At 68.4% G+C, this 17164-nt stretch carries 17 protein-coding genes, 1 pseudogene and 1 riboswitch; of the genes and pseudogenes, 10 read left to right on the top strand and 8 right to left on the bottom strand.

Annotated features, from left to right (window positions below):
- Nucleotides 1-69 precede the first annotated feature (69 nt).
- Nucleotides 70-169: riboswitch (TPP riboswitch) on the top strand.
- Between the two features lie 67 nt (nucleotides 170-236).
- Entirely contained in the window at nucleotides 237-2114 is a 1878-nt protein-coding gene (gene thiC, locus GBG68_RS05365; RefSeq protein ID WP_152145897.1) for a phosphomethylpyrimidine synthase ThiC, read from the top strand.
- A 10-nt stretch (nucleotides 2115-2124) separates the two neighbouring features.
- On the opposite strand, the gene GBG68_RS05370 is transcribed toward thiC, so the two are convergent.
- The 5 genes from GBG68_RS05370 to GBG68_RS05390 all read right to left on the bottom strand — a co-directional run bounded on the left by GBG68_RS05370 (nucleotide 2125) and on the right by GBG68_RS05390 (nucleotide 5206).
- Nucleotides 2125-2502: a hypothetical protein gene (locus GBG68_RS05370; RefSeq protein ID WP_152145898.1), complete on the bottom strand. Its 378-nt coding sequence runs from the start codon at nucleotides 2500-2502 to the stop codon at nucleotides 2125-2127.
- On the bottom strand, nucleotides 2471-2902 hold the full coding sequence (locus GBG68_RS05375; RefSeq protein WP_152145899.1) for a hypothetical protein: 432 nt from the start codon (nucleotides 2900-2902) through the stop codon (nucleotides 2471-2473). The genes GBG68_RS05370 and GBG68_RS05375 overlap by 32 nt, the downstream gene beginning before the upstream one ends.
- A gap of 4 nt (nucleotides 2903-2906) precedes the next feature.
- Nucleotides 2907-3176, bottom strand: coding sequence for a DUF883 family protein (locus GBG68_RS05380; protein ID WP_152145900.1), 270 nt, complete (start codon nucleotides 3174-3176; stop codon nucleotides 2907-2909).
- Between the two features lie 74 nt (nucleotides 3177-3250).
- Nucleotides 3251-4624, bottom strand: coding sequence for a DegQ family serine endoprotease (locus GBG68_RS05385; RefSeq protein WP_152145901.1), 1374 nt, complete (start codon nucleotides 4622-4624; stop codon nucleotides 3251-3253).
- A 144-nt stretch (nucleotides 4625-4768) separates the two neighbouring features.
- Nucleotides 4769-5206 (bottom strand): Hsp20/alpha crystallin family protein, encoded by a 438-nt coding sequence (locus tag GBG68_RS05390; protein WP_152145902.1) that lies wholly within the window; start codon nucleotides 5204-5206, stop codon nucleotides 4769-4771.
- Between the two features lie 226 nt (nucleotides 5207-5432).
- Here GBG68_RS05390 and rpmB point away from each other — a divergent pair, with 226 nt between their 5' ends.
- From rpmB to GBG68_RS05405, 3 genes are read left to right on the top strand one after another with little or no spacing between them, the layout of a single operon-like run.
- Complete coding sequence (gene rpmB / locus GBG68_RS05395; protein WP_152145903.1) at nucleotides 5433-5669, top strand: 50S ribosomal protein L28; 237 nt, start codon at nucleotides 5433-5435, stop codon at nucleotides 5667-5669.
- A gap of 13 nt (nucleotides 5670-5682) precedes the next feature.
- Nucleotides 5683-5838 (top strand): 50S ribosomal protein L33, encoded by a 156-nt coding sequence (gene rpmG / locus GBG68_RS05400; RefSeq protein ID WP_152145904.1) that lies wholly within the window; start codon nucleotides 5683-5685, stop codon nucleotides 5836-5838.
- 46 nt (nucleotides 5839-5884) lie between these two features.
- Nucleotides 5885-6700: a lipopolysaccharide kinase InaA family protein gene (locus tag GBG68_RS05405; protein ID WP_152145905.1), complete on the top strand. Its 816-nt coding sequence runs from the start codon at nucleotides 5885-5887 to the stop codon at nucleotides 6698-6700.
- 30 nt (nucleotides 6701-6730) lie between these two features.
- Here the strand turns inward: GBG68_RS05405 and GBG68_RS05410 are convergent, their stop codons facing one another.
- Entirely contained in the window at nucleotides 6731-7909 is a 1179-nt protein-coding gene (locus GBG68_RS05410; RefSeq protein WP_152145906.1) for a fatty acid desaturase, read from the bottom strand.
- A 125-nt stretch (nucleotides 7910-8034) separates the two neighbouring features.
- On the opposite strand from GBG68_RS05410, the gene GBG68_RS05415 reads away from it, so the two are divergent.
- Nucleotides 8035-9231: an EAL and HDOD domain-containing protein gene (locus tag GBG68_RS05415; RefSeq protein WP_152145907.1), complete on the top strand. Its 1197-nt coding sequence runs from the start codon at nucleotides 8035-8037 to the stop codon at nucleotides 9229-9231.
- Here GBG68_RS05415 and GBG68_RS05420 read toward each other — a convergent pair.
- Nucleotides 9218-11212, bottom strand: coding sequence for a hydantoinase/oxoprolinase family protein (locus tag GBG68_RS05420; RefSeq protein WP_152145908.1), 1995 nt, complete (start codon nucleotides 11210-11212; stop codon nucleotides 9218-9220). The genes GBG68_RS05415 and GBG68_RS05420 overlap by 14 nt on opposite strands.
- Before the next feature lie 99 nt (nucleotides 11213-11311).
- Between GBG68_RS05420 and GBG68_RS05425 the strand changes: the two are divergent.
- The 5 genes and pseudogenes from GBG68_RS05425 to mutM form a co-directional block, all read left to right on the top strand.
- Nucleotides 11312-12154 (top strand): annotated as a pseudogene (locus tag GBG68_RS05425) (ABC transporter ATP-binding protein); the annotation flags it as partial.
- The gene (locus GBG68_RS05430; RefSeq protein ID WP_152145909.1) at nucleotides 12154-12900 is read left to right on the top strand and encodes an ABC transporter permease; all 747 of its coding nucleotides are present in this window, start codon (nucleotides 12154-12156) and stop codon (nucleotides 12898-12900) included. The pseudogene GBG68_RS05425 and the gene GBG68_RS05430, both read left to right, overlap by 1 nt.
- A 9-nt stretch (nucleotides 12901-12909) precedes the next feature.
- A complete protein-coding gene (locus GBG68_RS05435; protein ID WP_193222228.1) occupies nucleotides 12910-14232 on the top strand; it encodes a Gldg family protein in 1323 nt (440 codons plus the stop codon).
- Entirely contained in the window at nucleotides 14229-14990 is a 762-nt protein-coding gene (locus tag GBG68_RS05440; RefSeq protein ID WP_152145911.1) for a DUF4340 domain-containing protein, read from the top strand. The genes GBG68_RS05435 and GBG68_RS05440 overlap by 4 nt, the downstream gene beginning before the upstream one ends.
- The gene (gene mutM, locus GBG68_RS05445) at nucleotides 14983-15804 is read left to right on the top strand and encodes a bifunctional DNA-formamidopyrimidine glycosylase/DNA-(apurinic or apyrimidinic site) lyase (RefSeq protein ID WP_152145912.1); all 822 of its coding nucleotides are present in this window, start codon (nucleotides 14983-14985) and stop codon (nucleotides 15802-15804) included. Before GBG68_RS05440 ends, mutM begins: the two co-directional genes overlap by 8 nt.
- Nucleotides 15805-15895: 91 nt before the next feature.
- Here the strand turns inward: mutM and GBG68_RS05450 are convergent, their stop codons facing one another.
- Complete coding sequence (locus GBG68_RS05450) at nucleotides 15896-17128, bottom strand: ABC transporter substrate-binding protein (protein WP_152145913.1); 1233 nt, start codon at nucleotides 17126-17128, stop codon at nucleotides 15896-15898.
- Between the last annotated feature and the right edge of the window lie 36 nt (nucleotides 17129-17164).

A 17164-nucleotide genomic window follows, 5' to 3' on the forward strand; every position in this document is an offset into this window, starting at 1 on the left:
TTGCCTGAGCGCACGCTGGCGCGGGGGATTCAGAAGGTTCCTTCGCGCTCGTCGCGGACAATTCGCATGTATTCGAAGCAGGGGTGCCGGCGCGGAATGCGCGGGCTGAGAGAGTCCCTTTGAACCTGACCCGGTTAGCACCGGCGTAGGGAGCTTCGGCGCGCTCAAGGTGCGTCAGCCCTCCGCCCTGCGCGGCCTCTCGGCCGTGGCTAACCGCCCGACCCGGAGGATGAGCCATGAGCGCGAACGTCGATGCACTGCAGCAGAAAACCGGGGCACTGGATGAGTCCGTGCTCCGCCCCTTCCCCAGCTCCCGCAAGGTCTACGTCACCGGCAGTCGGCCTGATCTGCGCGTACCCATGCGCCAGATCGCCCAGGCCGACACCCGGGTAGGGGAGCGTCTGGAGCCCAATCCGCCGCTCTACGTCTACGACACCTCCGGGCCCTACACCGATCCGACTCACGACATCGATCTGCGCCGCGGCCTGCCGCCCCTGCGGGGGGGCTGGATCGAGGAGCGCAACGATACCGAGACACTGACCGGCCCCAGCTCCCGTTACGGCCGGCAGCGGCTGGCCGACCCGGCGACCGCGGCGCTGCGCATCGAGCACCGGCGCGCCCCCCGTCGAGCCCGCGCCGGCGCCAATGTCACCCAGATGCACTACGCCCGGCGGGGGATCATTACCCCGGAGATGGAGTTCATCGCCATCCGCGAGAACCAGCGCCTGGAGCTCTACCGGGACACGCCGCTGGGTCGCTGCCACCCCGGCCAGAACTTCGGCGCGCCCCTGCCCGAGCGCATCACGCCGGAATACGTGCGCGAGGAGGTGGCTCGGGGCCGGGCGATCATCCCGGCCAACATCAACCACCCCGAGTCCGAGCCCATGATCATCGGCCGTAACTTCCTGGTGAAGGTCAACGCCAATATGGGCAACTCGGCGCTGACCTCCTCCATCGAGGAAGAGGTGGAGAAGCTGGTCTGGGCCACCCGCTGGGGGGCAGACACGATCATGGATCTGTCCACCGGCAAGCATATCCACGAGACCCGGGAGTGGGTGATCCGCAACTCGCCGGTGCCGGTGGGCACGGTGCCGCTGTACCAGGCGTTGGAGAAGGTGGACGGGCGTGCCGAGGAGCTGAGCTGGGAGATCTACCGCGATACCCTCATCGAGCAGGCCGAGCAGGGCGTCGACTACTTCACCATCCACGCCGGGGTGCGCCTGCCCTTCATCCCCCTCGCCGCCGAGCGGGTCACCGGCATCGTCTCCCGAGGCGGCTCCATCATGGCCAAATGGTGCCTGGCGCATCATCGCGAATCCTTCCTCTACGAGCACTTCGAGGAAATCTGCGAGATCATGAAGGCCTACGATGTCGCCTTCTCCCTGGGCGATGGCCTGCGCCCGGGCTCCATTGCCGATGCCAACGACGCGGCCCAGTTCGCCGAGCTCAAGACCTTGGGGGAGCTCACCGAGATCGCCTGGCGCCACGACGTGCAGACCATGATCGAAGGCCCGGGCCATGTGCCCATGCAGCTGATTCGCGAGAACATGGACAAGCAGCTGGCGGGCTGTTTCGAGGCGCCCTTCTACACCCTGGGCCCGCTGACCACGGACATCGCCCCCGGTTACGATCACATCACCTCGGCCATAGGTGCGGCGCAGATCGGCTGGTACGGCACCGCCATGCTCTGTTACGTCACCCCCAAGGAGCACCTGGGCCTGCCGGACAAGCACGATGTGCGCGAGGGGATGGTGACCTACAAGATCGCGGCCCACGCCGCGGACCTGGCCAAGGGCCACCCGGCCGCCCAGATACGCGATAATGCGTTGTCCCGGGCGCGCTTCGAGTTCCGCTGGGAGGATCAGTTCAACCTGGGGCTGGACCCGGAGCGGGCCCGGGCCTTCCATGACCAGACCCTGCCGAAGGAGGGCCACAAGCTGGCGCATTTCTGCTCCATGTGCGGCCCGCGCTTCTGTTCCATGAAGATCAGTCAGGAAGTGCGGGAGTTCGCGCGGCTGCAGGCGAGCCCCGCCGTGGCCGATGCGGAGCAGGGGATGGCGGAGCAGGCCGAGGCCTTTCGCGCCCAGGGGGCGCAGGTGTACCGGCCGCTGTGAGCGGTGTGTATCAGGCGTTCGGGGGCTGGGCGGTGTCGGCGGTGGCCGCCGGCGCCTCCCCCGTTGCCTCCGGGCGCGGTTGCAGCCACAGGCTGATCAGCATCGGGCCCAGCTGCCGCAGGGCCAAGGTGGCCGCCAGGGCCAGGGGGCCGGTCTTCGGTTCCCTGGGCTCGGTGGTTTCGGTTTCCCGGCCTTTGGCCGGCGGGCCTTGCCCACGCATGCGCCCGAGCAGGAAGCCGGCGCCGGCCGCCAGCGCCAGTGCTTCCGGGCGAGCCGCCTGACGAAGCAGGGCATGTCCGGCCCCGGACAGATGGGCCCCCAGGGCGCGACGTCTCGCCAGCGCCTGGGCCTGGCGCTCAGCGATGGCTTGTTTCAGTGCGCGCTGCATTGCCCTCTCCGCGCAGGGCCTGTCGCAGGCCCTGAAAACCGAGCTGCCGAGCGCGACCGCGTATGCCCCGCAGGCACAGGGCGCCCAGCAGCAGATTGGCCAGGGTCACCCCCACGAGGCCAAGATCCAGCGGCCAGCCCAGGCGCGCCATGGCGAAGGCCGCGGCGATCTGCAAGCCAAGCCAGGCGGCCATCAGCACGAAGGCCAGGCAGATCGCCAGCACCAGGATGCCGACCAGGCTGTGGCCGGCAAGGCGCGCCTCCAGCGCCGCCAGCGCCAGGTAGTCGTCCACCAGCCCGCGAGCTGAAGCCAGGGCCTCGGCCAGGTTGTCCCCCAGGCCTTCGTCCTGCGCCGCCGCCTCCGGCTCGTCGGGCTCGTGGGCTGCGTGTTCCGCCGTCACGTGTTCAGCGGCGGCGGGTCAGGGTGGCGAGCAGGAAGCCCGCGGCGGCGGCGATCCCCAGGCTTTGCAGGGGCTTTTCCCGCACATAGCTGCAGGCCTGGGCCATCAGGTCCTGGCCCCGTGCCTCGGCATACCGGGAGCCGCTGCGCAGGCCTTCCTCGGCGCGCCCGCCCTGGACGCTGAGCCGGTCGATCGCCTCGTGGGCGGCGCGGGCGGCCCGGTCGGTGATGGGGGTTTCGCCCTGTTTGGTGTTGGTGTCGTTGGGTTCGGCCATGGTCGACTCCTTCGTTGGGATGTTCTCGGTCCTTCTCGCCAACTCAATGTAGCATCGCCGCGCGCGGCCCGCCCTCAGCGGACCAGCATGAACAGCGCGCCCTCGCCCCGGCGCAGGTGGAACAGCAGCTGCGCCGCCTCGCGCACGGCGGTGCGGAACTCCTGCAGATTGTTCACCGGTCGGCGGTTCACCGACAGGATGACATCGCCGGGGCGCAGCCCGGCGCGGGCCGCCGCACTGCCGGGCTCCACGTTCTCCACACCCACGCGCAGGGCCTGGCGGCCGTTGCTCAGCCGCACCTCCACTTCGGCGAAGCTTGCGCCCTGCAGCTGCGGCGGCAGGCCCGGTACCTCGCTGGAGGGTACCGAGGCCTCGCGCAGCTCGGTGCTCACTTCGCGGCGCTCGCCGTCGCGCAGATAACGTAGCCTCACCCGGTCGCCGATGCGCAGCAGCCCGATGCGGTTGCGCAGCGCAGCGGCATCGCTCACCGGGTCGCCATTGACTGCGATGATGATGTCGCCCGCTTCCAGCCCGGCCTCCGCGGCGGCGGATCCGGGGGCCACTTCCGTGACCACCACGCCATCGCGGGTGTCCAGTTCGAAGGCCTGGGCCAGCCCCGGGGTGAGGTCCTGGATCGCCACCCCCAGGCGGCCGCGACGCACCTCCCCGTGCTCCACCAGCTGTGCTACCACGGTGCGCATCATGTGCACGGGAATGGCGAAGCCGATGCCGACATTGCCACCGGCGGGGCTGATGATGGCGGTGTTGATGCCCACCAGTTGCCCGCGCAGGTCCACCAGTGCGCCGCCGGAGTTGCCCGGGTTGATGGAGGCGTCGGTCTGGATGAAGTCCTCATAGCCCTCTATGCCCAGCCCGGTGCGCCCCAGGGCGCTGACAATGCCGGAGGTGACGGTCTGCCCCAGGCCGAAGGGGTTGCCGATGGCGACCACGAAATCCCCCACCTGCAGATCCCGGGAGCGCCCCACGGATACTTGCGTGAGCCCCGTCGCGTCCACTCGGATCACCGCCAGGTCCGTTTCCGGGTCGCTGCCCACCAGCTCGGCCTGCAGTTCACGTCCATCCCGCAGGGTGACCACGATCTCCTCGGCTTCGCGAATTACGTGGTGGTTGGTGACGATATGGCCTTGCTCGGCGTCGATTACCACCCCCGAGCCCAGGCTCTGGGTGCGTCGCTCTCGGGGTTGCTCGGGAACATCGAAGAAGCGCCGGAAGAAGGGGTCCTGCAGCAGGGGGTTCTGTCGTATGCGCACCTTGCCGCTGGTGGCGATGTTCACCACCGCCGGGGTGACGCGTTCGAGCATGGGCGCGAGGGTGGGCAGCGTTTGACCGTCCACCTGCTGGGGCAGGGCGGCGGTGGCGGGCAGCGCGCCCAGCGTGAGCAGAATCAGCAGGGCGTAGGCCCCAAGAGACGTGGCGTATGCGCGCATGCAGATGAGCCTCCGGTGAAACAGGCTGTAGGAGCGGCTCACGGCCGCCGCGAGCCGCTCCTACAGGCGCGGTATCGGGTTTTTTTGGTGTTCCCGGACATAGACCGAAGGGCCGGAACGGAAGTTCCGCCCCGGCCTTGTCGTTCAGCTCTGCACCTCGATGCGCCGCGGCTGCAGCTTTTCCTGCTTGGGGATGCTGATCTCCAGGACGCCGTTCTTGCTGCTGGCGGCGATTCGATCGGCATCCGCCGTATCCGGCAGGGTGAAGCGGCGGTAGAAGCGGCCGCGGCTGCGTTCCACCCGCTTGAAACCGGGCGCGGGTTCGCTTTTCTCTTCGCTATAGCGGCTGCCCTGGATGCTCAGTACACCGTTCTCCATGCTGATATCGATGTCCTTGGGTTCCACGCCGGGCAGATCGGCGCAGAGCAGATAGCGTCCTTCCTCCTCGCGAATATCCACCGGCGGGACCCAATCGGCGGTGGCGAGGCTGCCGTCGCCGTCCGTCCGCTGGTCGTGCAAGCGGATCAGTTCGTTGCTCAACTGGTTCAACAGGCTCCACGGTTCGTGACGATACAAGGCCATGATGCGCCTCCTGTTAGTTGCTTCATACGAGTTGATCGGAGCTGTTTTTATAGCCAAGTTAGCACTCCAATGCAAGGAGTGCTAAGTCTGACAATGCCGGTTTGGGGCCCTTTTGTTCGCGTTTTCTTGATCGCCCCGGGGCTTGCTGGTATAAAGTCCGCCCTCTGCGCGTCTCAATTTCGAGGCGGCCGGCCCAGGCCCAGGAATATTTTAGGAGGCAGTTCCCATGTCCAAGGTCTGCCAGGTGACGGGTAAGCGCCCGACCACCGGGAATAACGTTTCTCACGCGAACAACAAGACGCGTCGTCGCTTCTTGCCGAATCTGCAGTACCACCGCTTCTGGGTGGAGAGCGAGAACCGCTGGGTGCGCCTGCGCGTCTCCGGCAAGGGTATGCGCACCATCGACAAGCTCGGCATCGACGCCGTGCTGGCCGATATGCGTGCCCGCGGCGAGAAGTTCTAGGGAGTAGCCGATCATGCGTGACAAGATCAAACTGGTTTCCAGTGCCGGCACCGGCCACTTCTACACCACCGACAAGAACAAGCGGAACACGCCGCACAAGCTCGAGTTCAAGAAGTTCGACCCGGTGGTGCGCAAGCACGTGACCTACAAGGAAGCCAAGATCAAGTAAGCCTTGATCGCGGTTTTCGGAAAAGGCCCGCGACGTGCGGGCTTTTTTGTATCTGTCGAAACGGGGGCTGGCGGAGATGGTGGAAGACTGGGCCGGCACGGCCGACGCCGCAGCCCTGCGTGCCTCGGGGCTTGATCGCTTCGCCGCCTTTTGGGAGCTGCCCCGGGACTGGTTCGAAGCGCCCAATCGGCGCGGTGCCGGTTGGAGCGGTGTCAGCCGACATGTGCTGAGCGGGGAGATGGCGATATTCCTCAAGCGTCAGCAAGACTACCTCGTCGACCGGCCCCTGGCTCGCCTGCGCGGCCTGACGACCTTTCGCGCCGAATGGCGCAATCTCCGCCGTCTGCAATTGCTGGGTATCCCCACCGCGCCGCTGCTCTACTTCGGCCTTCGCAAGGAGGCGGGCCGTTGGCGCGCGCTGCTGGTGCTGCGGGAGCTGGATGGCTATCGCTCGCTGGAGGCGCTGATGGCGGCCTGGCGGGAGGGCGAGCTGGATCGGGCGCAGGCCGCCCGCCTCGCCGATGCGCTGGCCATTTTGCTTGGCCGCCTGCACAAGGCGCGGTTGTGCTTCAACGCGCTCTATCCCAAGCATATTTACGTGCACGCGGGCTGGTTGGCGCAGGGGCGCGGTGAAGAGCCGGCTCTGCGGCTGATTGATCTGGAGCGGGTTCGCTGGCGCCCGACCCGTCGGGCCTGCGTGCTGGAAGATATCGAAAAACTCAACCGCCATTGCGAGGCGCTGCCCCGCGGTTTGCGTCTGCGATTCTTCAAGGCCTACCGGGGTGTGGAGCGTTTGGGCGGGAGTGACAAGCGCCTGTTGCGTGCGCTGCTGCGAAAGACCGCGCGCAAGCGCAAGGCCTGACCCTCGGGCGGCCAGGCCCCTGGGGTGGGCTCAGGCCGGTTGCGCCAGCGTGTAGCCGCGCAGGCTGCGGGCGAAGTCCTGCAGTGCCCGCACGCCGCTGGCCTCGGCCTGGGCACACCAGTCGGCCAACTGCTTGCGCAGGGTCTCGTGGCTGTGACTGGATCGGGCCCAGAGCGCCTGCAAACGCTGCTTGTACTCGTAGACCAGCTCCAGTTGCTGGCTGCGGCTTAGTACCTGCTGCAGGCGGTTGCGCTGGCGTTCATTGATCAGCGAATCCTCGCGAATCAGCAGCCGCTTGGCCGGGCGGTAGAGCTTGCGGCAGGTCTGGTCTGCCCGGTGCAGTTCCTCGCGCACGGTGGGCAGCACCACTTCACGGCCATAGCGCGCCAGCACGTGCAGTCGGTTGACCACCACGGCACTGACCGTGTCACGGTCGATCTCCTGTTTCCCCGGGGCGATCACCGGCTTGGGTGCCACGCGTTTCACCCGGGCCAGGCCCACCCGCTCCAGGCCGCGGATGTACGCCCAGCCCAGGTCGAACTCGCCCCGGCGCAGCGCGAATTTGGCGCTGCTCGGGAAAGCATGGTGATTGTTGTGCAGTTCCTCGCCGCCCACCAGGATGCCCCAGGGGGTGAGATTGGTGGAGGCGTCACTGGGCTCGAAGTTGCGATAGCCCCAGTAATGGCCCACACCGTTGATGACACCCGCCGCCCAGAAGGGGATCCACACCATCTGGATGGCCCAGATGGTCAGCCCAATCGCGCCGAACAGGGCCACGTCGATCACTGCCATGAGGGTGATGCCGAGAAAGGGGTAGCGGCCGTAGACGTGGCGCTCGATCCAGTCGTTCGGTGTGCCGTGGGCATACTTGCGCACGGTTTCCTCTCGCGCCGCCTCTTCCCGATACAGCTCGGAGCCGCGCCACATCACCGTGCTCAGGCCTTTCACTATGGGGCTGTGGGGGTCGTCCTCGGTTTCGCACCGGGCGTGGTGCTTGCGATGCACCGCCACCCACTCGGCGGTGACCATGCCGGTGGTCAGCCACAGCCAGAAGCGAAAGAAATGCGCCACACTCGGATGCAGCTCCAGGCCGCGATGGGCCTGATGCCGGTGCAGATAGATGGTGACGCTGGCGATGGTGATGTGGGTCAGGCCCAGGGTTGCGAGCACGTAGCCCCACCAGGGCAAATCGAGGAATCCGTTGAGCATCTGTGTTTATATCCGGGGCGTGGTGATGGAAGCTAGGACAATACGCTACAGTCACTGGTTCCACGCACTATAGTGGATGGCGCCGACTTGCGGCCAGCAATACTCATAAATCCGGGCTCAGTTGCATGCACGATATCTACCTGGCCAGGCAGCCGATATTCGACCGTGAACTGAACGTTTACGGTTACGAGCTGTTGTTTCGCCCGGCGGACACCGACCGGGCCGGTGTCATCGACGGCGACCAGGCGACCTCGGAGGTGATCCTCAACGCCTTCACCGTCATCGGCCTCGATACCCTGGTGGGGCACCGCAAGGCCTTCATCAACTTCACCCGGGATTTCTTTACCAGCCCTCACCGCCTGCCCCTGCCGCCGGAGCGGGTGGTGCTGGAGGTGCTGGAAGACATAGAGCCGGACGCGGACTTCATCGAATCGCTAAGGGGCTGGGTGGGCGAAGGTTACCAGCTCTCGCTGGATGATTTTATCTGGCATGAGCGCTTGCGCCCGCTGGTGGAGCTGGCCAGCCTGGTGAAGGTGGAGGTGAGCGCGCTGAGCGATGAGCAGATCGCCGAGCACGTGCGTCAGCTGCGCCCCTACGGCGTGGAACTGCTGGCCGAGAAGGTGGAGACCCGGGAGCGTTACGAGTTTTGTCACCGGCTGGGTTTCGACTACTTCCAGGGCTATTTCCTTAGTCGGCCGCGGGTGATGCGCGGCCAGTCCATTGCCGGTCAGCGCCTGCCCACGCTGAACCTGCTGGCCGCTCTGCACCGCCCGGATGTGGGGCTGGCGGAGCTCGAGGAGCTGATTGCCCGGGATGTCTCCCTCAGCTACAAGCTGCTGCGTTATCTGAACTCCGCTTTCTTCAGCATGCCCCGGCGCATCGATTCGATCCGCGAGGGGGTGCTCTACCTGGGCGTGCAGAAACTGCGTACCTGGGCGACCTTGCTCGCGCTCTCGGCCATGCCGGGGCAGTCGGAGGAGCTGCTTACCAGCTTGATGATTCGCGCGCGCATGTGCGAGGCGCTGGCCCAGGCGCTGGGGCGAGAGTCGGCGAGTCATTACTTCACGGTGGGGCTGCTCTCCGGCCTGGATGCGGTGATGGATGCGCCCCTGGAGGAGATCCTCGCCGCCTTGCCCTTGAGTGACGAGACTCTGGCGGCGCTGCTGCATCAGCAGGGGCCGGCCGGAGAGCTGCTGGCGCTGACCCTGGCCTATGAGCGGGGTGACTGGGAGGCGTGCCGCGGTGCGGCGCTCTCGGAGGAGCAATTGCTGCAGGCCTACCTGGGGGCGGTGGCCTGGAGCGAGCGGGTCAAGTTCGATTGAGCTTCAGGTGCAGATTGCCCTGCGTATCCACCCGACAGTGCCAGCCCGGCGCCAGCCAGGTGGTGGAAACGGTCTCGGTGATCAGCGCTGGTCCCGCCAGCTCCGCGCCCGCCGCCAGCGCTTCTCGGGGCCATACCGGCACCGCGCCCAGGCCGTGTAGTTCGGCGTGTTGGGGTTGCACCCGGGCATTGCCCGGTGCGTCCAGTGCCAGGTTCGCGCTCGGGCCCTGCAGGCCCAGGCGCAGATTGACCAGTTCCACGCCTTCGCGCAGACGATGTCCGTAGCGCGCGGCGTGGGCCGCGTGGAAAGCCGCCGTGGTGGCCTCCCGGCCCTGCCAGGGCACGCTCAGGGTGTAGGCCTGGCCCAGATAGCGCAGATCGGCGCTGGCCTGTGCCCGCAGTTCTGACGCCGCAAAGCCCTCTTGGGCCAGCGCGGCTTCGCCCCGGGCGCGCAGTTCGCCCAGCGCGGCGTCGATCTCCGCCTCCTCCAGGTCGGCGAGCGGCCCGCGCAGGGTGCGCGAGAGCTGGCGCCCCCGGGGTGCGGCGAGCATGCCCAGCGCCGACAGCACCCCGGCGTGCACCGGGACCAGCGCCCGGTCCATCCCCAGGCTTTCCGCCAGTGCGCAGACATGCAGCCCGCCGGCGCCGCCGAAGGAGCTCAAGGTGAACGTGCGCGGGTCGCTGCCCCGCTGCACGGAGATCACCCGCAGGGCGCGGGCCATGTGCTCGTTGGCGAGCCGGACGATGCCCTCGGCGGTTTCTTCCAGCGCCAGGCCCAGCTCCGTGGCGAGCGCGGCCACCGCCTGCCGGGCGGCGGCCAGGTCCAGTTGCATATGACCGCCCAGGAAGGCGTCCGGGCGCAGCCGGCCCAGTACCAGATTGGCATCGGTCACGGTGGGCCGTTGCCCGCCCCGGCCATAGCAGGCGGGGCCCGGGTCGGCGCCGGCGGACTCCGGCCCCACCTGGAGCATGCCGCCGGCGTCCCGATAGGCAATGGAGCCGCCGCCGGCGCCTATGGTGTGCATGTCCACCATGGGCACCGCCACCGGATACTCGCCGATGCGCCCCTCGGTGGTGAGCTGGATGGCGCCATCGATCAGCGCCACGTCGGTGGAGGTGCCTCCCATATCGAAGGTCAGCAAGCGTTCCACCCCCGCGGCGCGGCCGATGAAACGCGCCCCCGCCAGGCCGCCGGCGGGCCCGGAGAGCAGCATATGCACGGCGAGCGCCCCGGCCTGCTCGGCGTCGGCGGTCTCGCCGGAGCTTTGCATCACCGCAAGCCGCGCGCCGCGCGCACCGGCGGCGAGCCGGCGCAGATACCGCTGGATCAGCGGGCCCACGTAGCTGTTGAGCCAGGTGGTGAGGCCGCGTTCGTACTCCCGGTATTCGGGCAGGACTTCGCTGGAGCGGGAGATGAACAGCTCCTCGGGCAGTGCCGCCGCTACGCGGCGCTCGAAGCGATCATCGAGAAAGGAGAACAGCAGATTGATGGCCACCGCTTCCGGTTGCAGCGCTCGCACAGCTTGGGCGAGCTTGCGCAGATCCGCGTCGCTCAGCTCTTCCACCACCGAGCCGTCCGCCCCCAGTCGGCCGCCGGTCTCCAGGCACAGCGCCGGGGGCACCGGCGGCGGTGTCTTCGGCGGCTGCAGATCGTAGAGCCGGGCGCGGTTCTGCCGGCCCAGAGTGAGCAGATCGCCCAGGCCGTGGTTGCTGATGAACACGGTGCGCACACCCTTGCCCTCCAGCACCGCGTTGGTGGCCACGGTGGAGCCGTGCACCAGGCGGATAGCCTGGTCGGCCAGGCCCAGCTCCCGAATCCCCTGCAGGATGGCCTGTTCCGGGGCGGCGGGAGTGGAGAGCACCTTGTGGATGCGTAGACGCAGGCCGTCGTAATGGACGAAGTCGGTGAAGGTGCCACCGGTATCCACCCCCAGCAGGTGGGGGTTCTCGCGGGCGTTTGGCTGGGCGTCGCTTTTCGTCATAATGGCCGGATGATAACGAATGGCGAGGGTGAAATCCTGCTGCAGGCCGAGGGTCTGACGCGCGCTTACGGGGAGCGCCAGGCCCTGCATGCGCTGGATCTGACGGTACGTCGGGGGGAAGTGCTGGGCCTGCTCGGCCCCAACGGGGCGGGCAAGTCCACCACCTTGCGCCTGCTCAGTGGCTGTCTGCCGCCCTCCGCCGGGCGAATCCGCCTGGGGGGCGTGGACCTGCTGGCCGAGCCCGCCCGGGCCAAGCGACGGCTGGGCTATCTGCCGGAGCATCCGCCCCTGCACCCGGAGTTGAGCGTCCAGGCTTACCTCGCCTTCTGCGCCCGGCTGCGCGGCGTGCCGCGAGGCCGCCGGGCGGCGGCAGTGGAGCGTGCCTTGGAGCGCTGCGGGCTGGGCGAGGTGCGCCGGCGGCTGATCGGTCGACTCTCCAAGGGCTATCAGCAGCGGGTGGGCATTGCCCAGGCGCTGGTGCATGACCCCGCCCTGGTCATTCTGGACGAGCCCACCGTGGGGCTGGACCCGCTGCAGCTGCGGGCGGTGCGGGCGCTGATCGGTGAGCTGCGCGGGGAGCATGCGGTGGTGTTCTCCAGCCATATCCTCTCCGAGGTGCAGGCCCTGTGTGATCGGGTGCTGATCCTCGCCCGCGGGCGGGTGGTCTACAGCGGCGCGGTGCGCGAGCAGGCCCGGGCCGACCAGGTGGTGGTGGCCTTCGCGCCGGATCCCGGTGCCGAGGCGCTGGCCACTGTGGATGGCATTACGGTGGAGCAGGCCGTGGGCGAGGGTGAGTGGCTGCTGCGCCTTGCCAATGAGGCCGCCCGCGAGGCTCTGTTGCGCCGTGCGCTGGCCCGGGGTTGGCAGCTGCGGGAGTGGCGCTCGCCGGCCTCGTCCCTGGAGCAGCTCTTCCTGCGGGCGACCCAGCAGGAGGCGGCCTGATGTACGCCATCCTCGCCCGGGAGTTGCGCAGCCTGTTCGCCTCGCCGCTGGCCTGGCTGATCCTGGGCAGCACCCAGTTCGCCCTGGCCTGGTGGTTCATGCTGCTGGTGGATCAGTACGAGCAGGACTATCAGCCCCTGCTGGGCGGACTGAACAGCCCCCTGGGCGTGACCGACCTGGTGGTGGCGCCCTTCTTCTCGGGGCTCCCGCTGCTGGCGGTGCTTTTGCTGATGGTGGCCCTGCTGGCCATGCGCTTGCTGGCCGAAGAGCGGCGCTCGGGCACCTTGCCTTTGCTGCTGAGCAGCCCGGTATCGGGCACGGGCATCGTGTTAGGCAAGTACCTGGGGGGGCTGGCGTTCCTGGCGCTGCTGGTGCTGCTGTGGTCGCTGATGCCGCTCTCGCTGCTGCTGGTAACGGGGCTGGATGTTGCCCGGGTACTGGCCATGATGCTGGGTCTGCTGCTGCTCGCCGCGGCCCTGCTGGCGCCGGCACTGTACCTGTCCAGTCTGAGCGAGCAACCGGCCGGGGCGGCGGCGGCGAGCTTCGTGCTGAGCCTGATGCTGCTGATGCTCGGCCAAGGGGCGGGTGGCGAGGGGGCGCTGTCCTATCTGGGTGCGCTTGGCCATTATCAGGGCTTCACCCGCGGGGTCGTGGCCAGCCCGGCGCTGGCCTACTATCTGCTGCTCATCGTCGGTTTTCTCGGATTCACCGTGCGGCGCCTGGACGCGCTGCGCCTGCAGGCCTGAACCATGCGCATGAACTCGCGCCTACGCTGGTCGCTGCGGCTCAACGCCGTGCTCTTCACCATCCTCTTCCTGGCACTGCTGGGGGGGCTTGCCTGGTTGAGCACGCTCTACTCGGTGCAGTGGCGCTGGGCGGGGGCGGCCTACACCGAGCTCTCCCAACCCAGCCGAGCCCTGCTGGCCCGCCTGGAAGAGCCGCTGCAGGCGGTGGTCTTCGCACCCCGGGAAGGCACGGTAGCCGAACATCTGCAGCGGCTGCTGCGCCGCTACGCCGATCAGGCCCCCGCCGGCCTGCAGCTGGAGTGGGTGGATCCGCGCACCCGGCCCGATCTGGTGCGGGAGCTGGGCATAGAGCGCGCCGGTGAACTGGTGCTGCGCTACCGGGGCGCCCAGCAGCGGGTGCGGGTGCCCACCGAGCAGCACATCAGCGCCGCCATCGAGCGGCTGTTGCGCACCGGCGAGGCCTATATCGCTTATCTGACCGGCCACGGCGAGCGCTCGCTGGAAGGGGAGACCAACCATGACCTGGGCCGGTTCGGCGAGGCGCTGCGACGCAAGGGCTACCGGCTGCAGGCGCTGAACCTGGCCCGCATGCCGGCGCTGCCCGATAACCTCGCGCTGCTGGTACTGGCCGACCCCCAGGTGGAGCTGCTGCCGGGCGAACAGAGCATCGTCCAGCGCTATCTGCGCGAGGGCGGTTCGCTGCTGCTGCTGGCCGAGGCCGCGGATGCCAAGCATCTGGCCTTTCTGGAGCCGGTGTTGGGGCTGCGCATCCGCGCGGGGCTGATCCGCGACCCGCAGGCCCGGGAGCTGCTGGCCCTGGAGGACCAGCAATTGCTGGTGATCTCCGCCTACCCCGAGCACCCCGCCACCCGGGCGCTGGAGGCGCCCAGCCTGTTGCCTCGGGCCACCATGCTCAGCCCCGCCGGGCAATCGGACTGGGTGCCCTTGCTGCGCACCGGCACGGCGCAGCGCTGGGAGCCGTTGCCGGGCGTGACCGCCAAGGCCGAGGGCGGGCCGCTGTGGGTGGCGGCCACGGCTGAAAGGGCCGGCCATGAGGGCCGGCGCCAGCGCCTGGCGGTGCTGGGGGATGCGGATTTCCTCTCCAATGCCTACCTGGGCAACGGCGCCAACCTGCCTCTGGGACTGAACTTGGTGGACTGGCTGGCAGAGGCCGAGGGCTTCATCGGCAGCTATGCGCGCCCCAGCCCGGATCAGCGCCTGAGCTTTGCGCCCTGGAGCCGGTATCTGATCGGCTTCGGCTTTCTGCTGGGGCTGCCGCTGCTGTTCCTGGGGCTTGCCCTGTGGCGCTGGTGGCGGCGGCGCGCCGGATGAACGCCCGGCGCGCGTTGCTCAATCTGGCCCTGGCCCTGGCGCTGCTGCTGGTGGCCTGGCTGATCGTGGAGGCGCGCAAACCGCCCCCCACGGTGGCGGAGCAGCCGGTTTCGGAGATATCCCGCATCCAGGTCGATGAGCGTTTCACCTTGCGCCGGGAAGGGGCGCGCTGGTGGCTCGCCGAGCCCCGGCGCCTGCCCGCCAGCCCCGAGCAACTGCAGCGCCTGCTGGATTTCCTGGGCACGCCGGTGGGCGAAACCCTGCGCGTCGCGGAGCTTGAACTTGCCCCCTTGGGGCTGGAGGCGCCACGCCTCACGCTGCGCCTGAATGGCGAGTCGCTCGCCTTCGGCACCCTGGACCCGATGAGCAAACAGCGTTATCTGCAACGAGGCGATCAGGTACTGCGGGTGCTGGACCCGATATCCTCCACACTGGGCGGCCCCTGGTGGAACTTCGTGGACCGGCGCCTGTTCGCCGAAGGGGCGAGGGTGCGCTCGGTGGCGTTCTCCGACGGGCGCCGTCTGGGTAGCGAGGACGCCCAGGGCTGGGAGGCGCTGCGCGCCACCATCGTCAGCCCGGAACCCGCCGCGCCCGTCGCGGCCCCATGGGTGCGCATCGTCACCGAGCAGGGCGAGCGCCGGCTACGCCTGCGTCGCGAGACGCCCGCCGGCCTTTGGGATGTGGAGCAGAAAATGCTTTACCAGTTGCCCCGGCGCTGGCTGGATGAATGGTTTGGCCCGGAGGCGGACGATGCCTGAGTTGCCCGAGGTGGAAACCACCCGCCGTGGCGTCGCCCCCCATGTGCTGGGCCGAGCTGTCGTCGAGGTGCGGGTGCGCGAGCCCCGCCTGCGCTGGCCGGTGCCCCCGGAGTTGGCCGAGGGGCTCACGGGGCAGCGCATTCAGGCCGTGGAGCGTCGGGGCAAGTACCTGCTGTTCGCGACCGCCGCGGGCACCCTGCTGCTGCATCTGGGTATGTCCGGCAGCCTGCGAGTGCTCCCCCACTGGGAAGCGCCGGCGCGCCATGCCCATGTGGATCTGGGCTTCGAGCATGGCCACTGGTTGCGCTACACCGACCCGCGCCGCTTCGGCAGCCTGCACTGGTGGCTCGGTGATCCGCTGCAGCACCCCCTGCTCGCCCACCTGGGGCCCGAGCCGCTGGCGGAGGAAGGCGGTTTCGACGGCGCCTGGTTGTATGCCCGGGCGAAGGGGCGGCGGGTGAGCGTCAAGGCGCTGCTGATGGACAGCCGCACCGTAGTGGGCGTGGGGAATATCTATGCCAACGAGGCGCTGTTTCTCGCCGGTATACGCCCGGACCGGGCGGCGGGGCGCATCAGCCGGGCGCGCTACGAGCGGCTGGCGCAGACGGTGCGAGAGGTGCTGGCCCGGGCGATCGAGGCGGGTGGTACGACCTTGCGGGATTTCACCTCCGGCGAGGGCAAGCCCGGCTATTTTGCCCAGCAGTTGCATGTTTACGGCAGGGGTGGGCAGCCCTGCCCCCGGTGTGGCGATGCGTTGCGGGAGCAGCGCCTGGGCCAGCGCGCCACCACCTGGTGCCCACGCTGCCAGCGTTAGGGATGCACGGATCGGCGCCCTGCTGCCCCGCCCAACGCAAGAAGGGCCGCGATGTGCGGCCCTTCTCTTGGTGTCACGCCTCGGCTGACGCTTATCCCTTGACCAGCGGGCACTCCGGGTTCGGCGGGGCGAAGGCCACGTCGCCGGGGATGACCCGCAGCAGCTCGTAGTAGTCCAGGGCCTGATCCACTTCGCTGGGGCGGCGGATCCGCATGTAGTTCATGTCGTGCACCACACGGCCGTCTTCGCGGATGTAGCCGTTGCGGGTGATGCCGTCATCGATGGGGATCTCGCGCATCTTCGCCACCACCTCCGTGCCCCGGTCGGAGCCACTGGCCTGCACGGCCTTGAGGTAGTGCTTGATGCTCACGTAGGCGGAGATCTGCGCCGAGGACGGCGGGCTGCCGTTGCGCTGCCGGAAGCGCTCGGAGAACTCGCGAGCCGCTTCGTTCTGACCCCAGTAGTAGGGTACGCCGAACTGCAGACCGGCGGCGGCGTAGTTGCCGATGGCGCGCACGTCCTGGAGCAGGGTCATGACGCTGGCGAGCTTGTGGCCACGGGCCGTCACGCCCATTTCGCTGGCCTGGCGCACCGCGGCGATCAGGCCCGCGCCGGCGTTGCCGATGGCGATGACGTCCGCGCCACTGTCCATGGCCTTCTGCAGGATGGGGAAGAAGTTCGATTCGGTAAAGCCGTGGTAGGTATGGCCGATGACCTTGGCCCCATGGGGCGCGATGGCCTTCTCCAGCCCTTCCTTGATGCCGTAACCGAAGGGATGGTCCAGGGTTATCACGTACCAGGTCTTGGCGTCGTCCTCGCGAGCCAGGGCATCGCCCAGGGAAGAGGTGAACGCGCCGGTGTTGTACTGCCACTGGATGCTCTGGGCCCGGCAATGCTTGCCGGTGAGCAGCTCCGTGCCCGCGCCGTTGTGGATGACGATGGTGTCGCTGTCGCCGGCGGCGGCCTGCACGGCCAGCGCGGCGGCGGAGGAGGGAATGCCGACGATCACGTCGATATTGTCCTCGTCGATGTAGGCACGGGTTTGCTCGGTGGCCACATCCGGGGTGTTCTTGTGATCGCGCAGCAGGACCTGGATGGGCTTGCCGTTGATCTTGCCGCCAAATTCCTCGGCGGCCATCTCGGCGGCGACCTGCTCGCCCTGGCCGGCGGAGTCGGAATAGGGGCCCACCACATCGGTGAGCACGCCCACCTTGATGACGCCGTCGGTGATATCGGCCTGGCCGATGGCCGGCAGGCCCAGCGCGGCGGCGAGGGCCGCGCCTTGCAGCAGGGGCCGCAGGGTGGTGAATCGATGGCTCAGCATGTCTAGGAGTCTCCCCAAAAGGATTCTGTGCGGTTG

It is taken from the genome of Alkalilimnicola sp. S0819 (assembly GCF_009295635.1).
In the GTDB taxonomy this organism is placed as follows: Bacteria; Pseudomonadota; Gammaproteobacteria; order Nitrococcales; family WHIW01; genus S0819.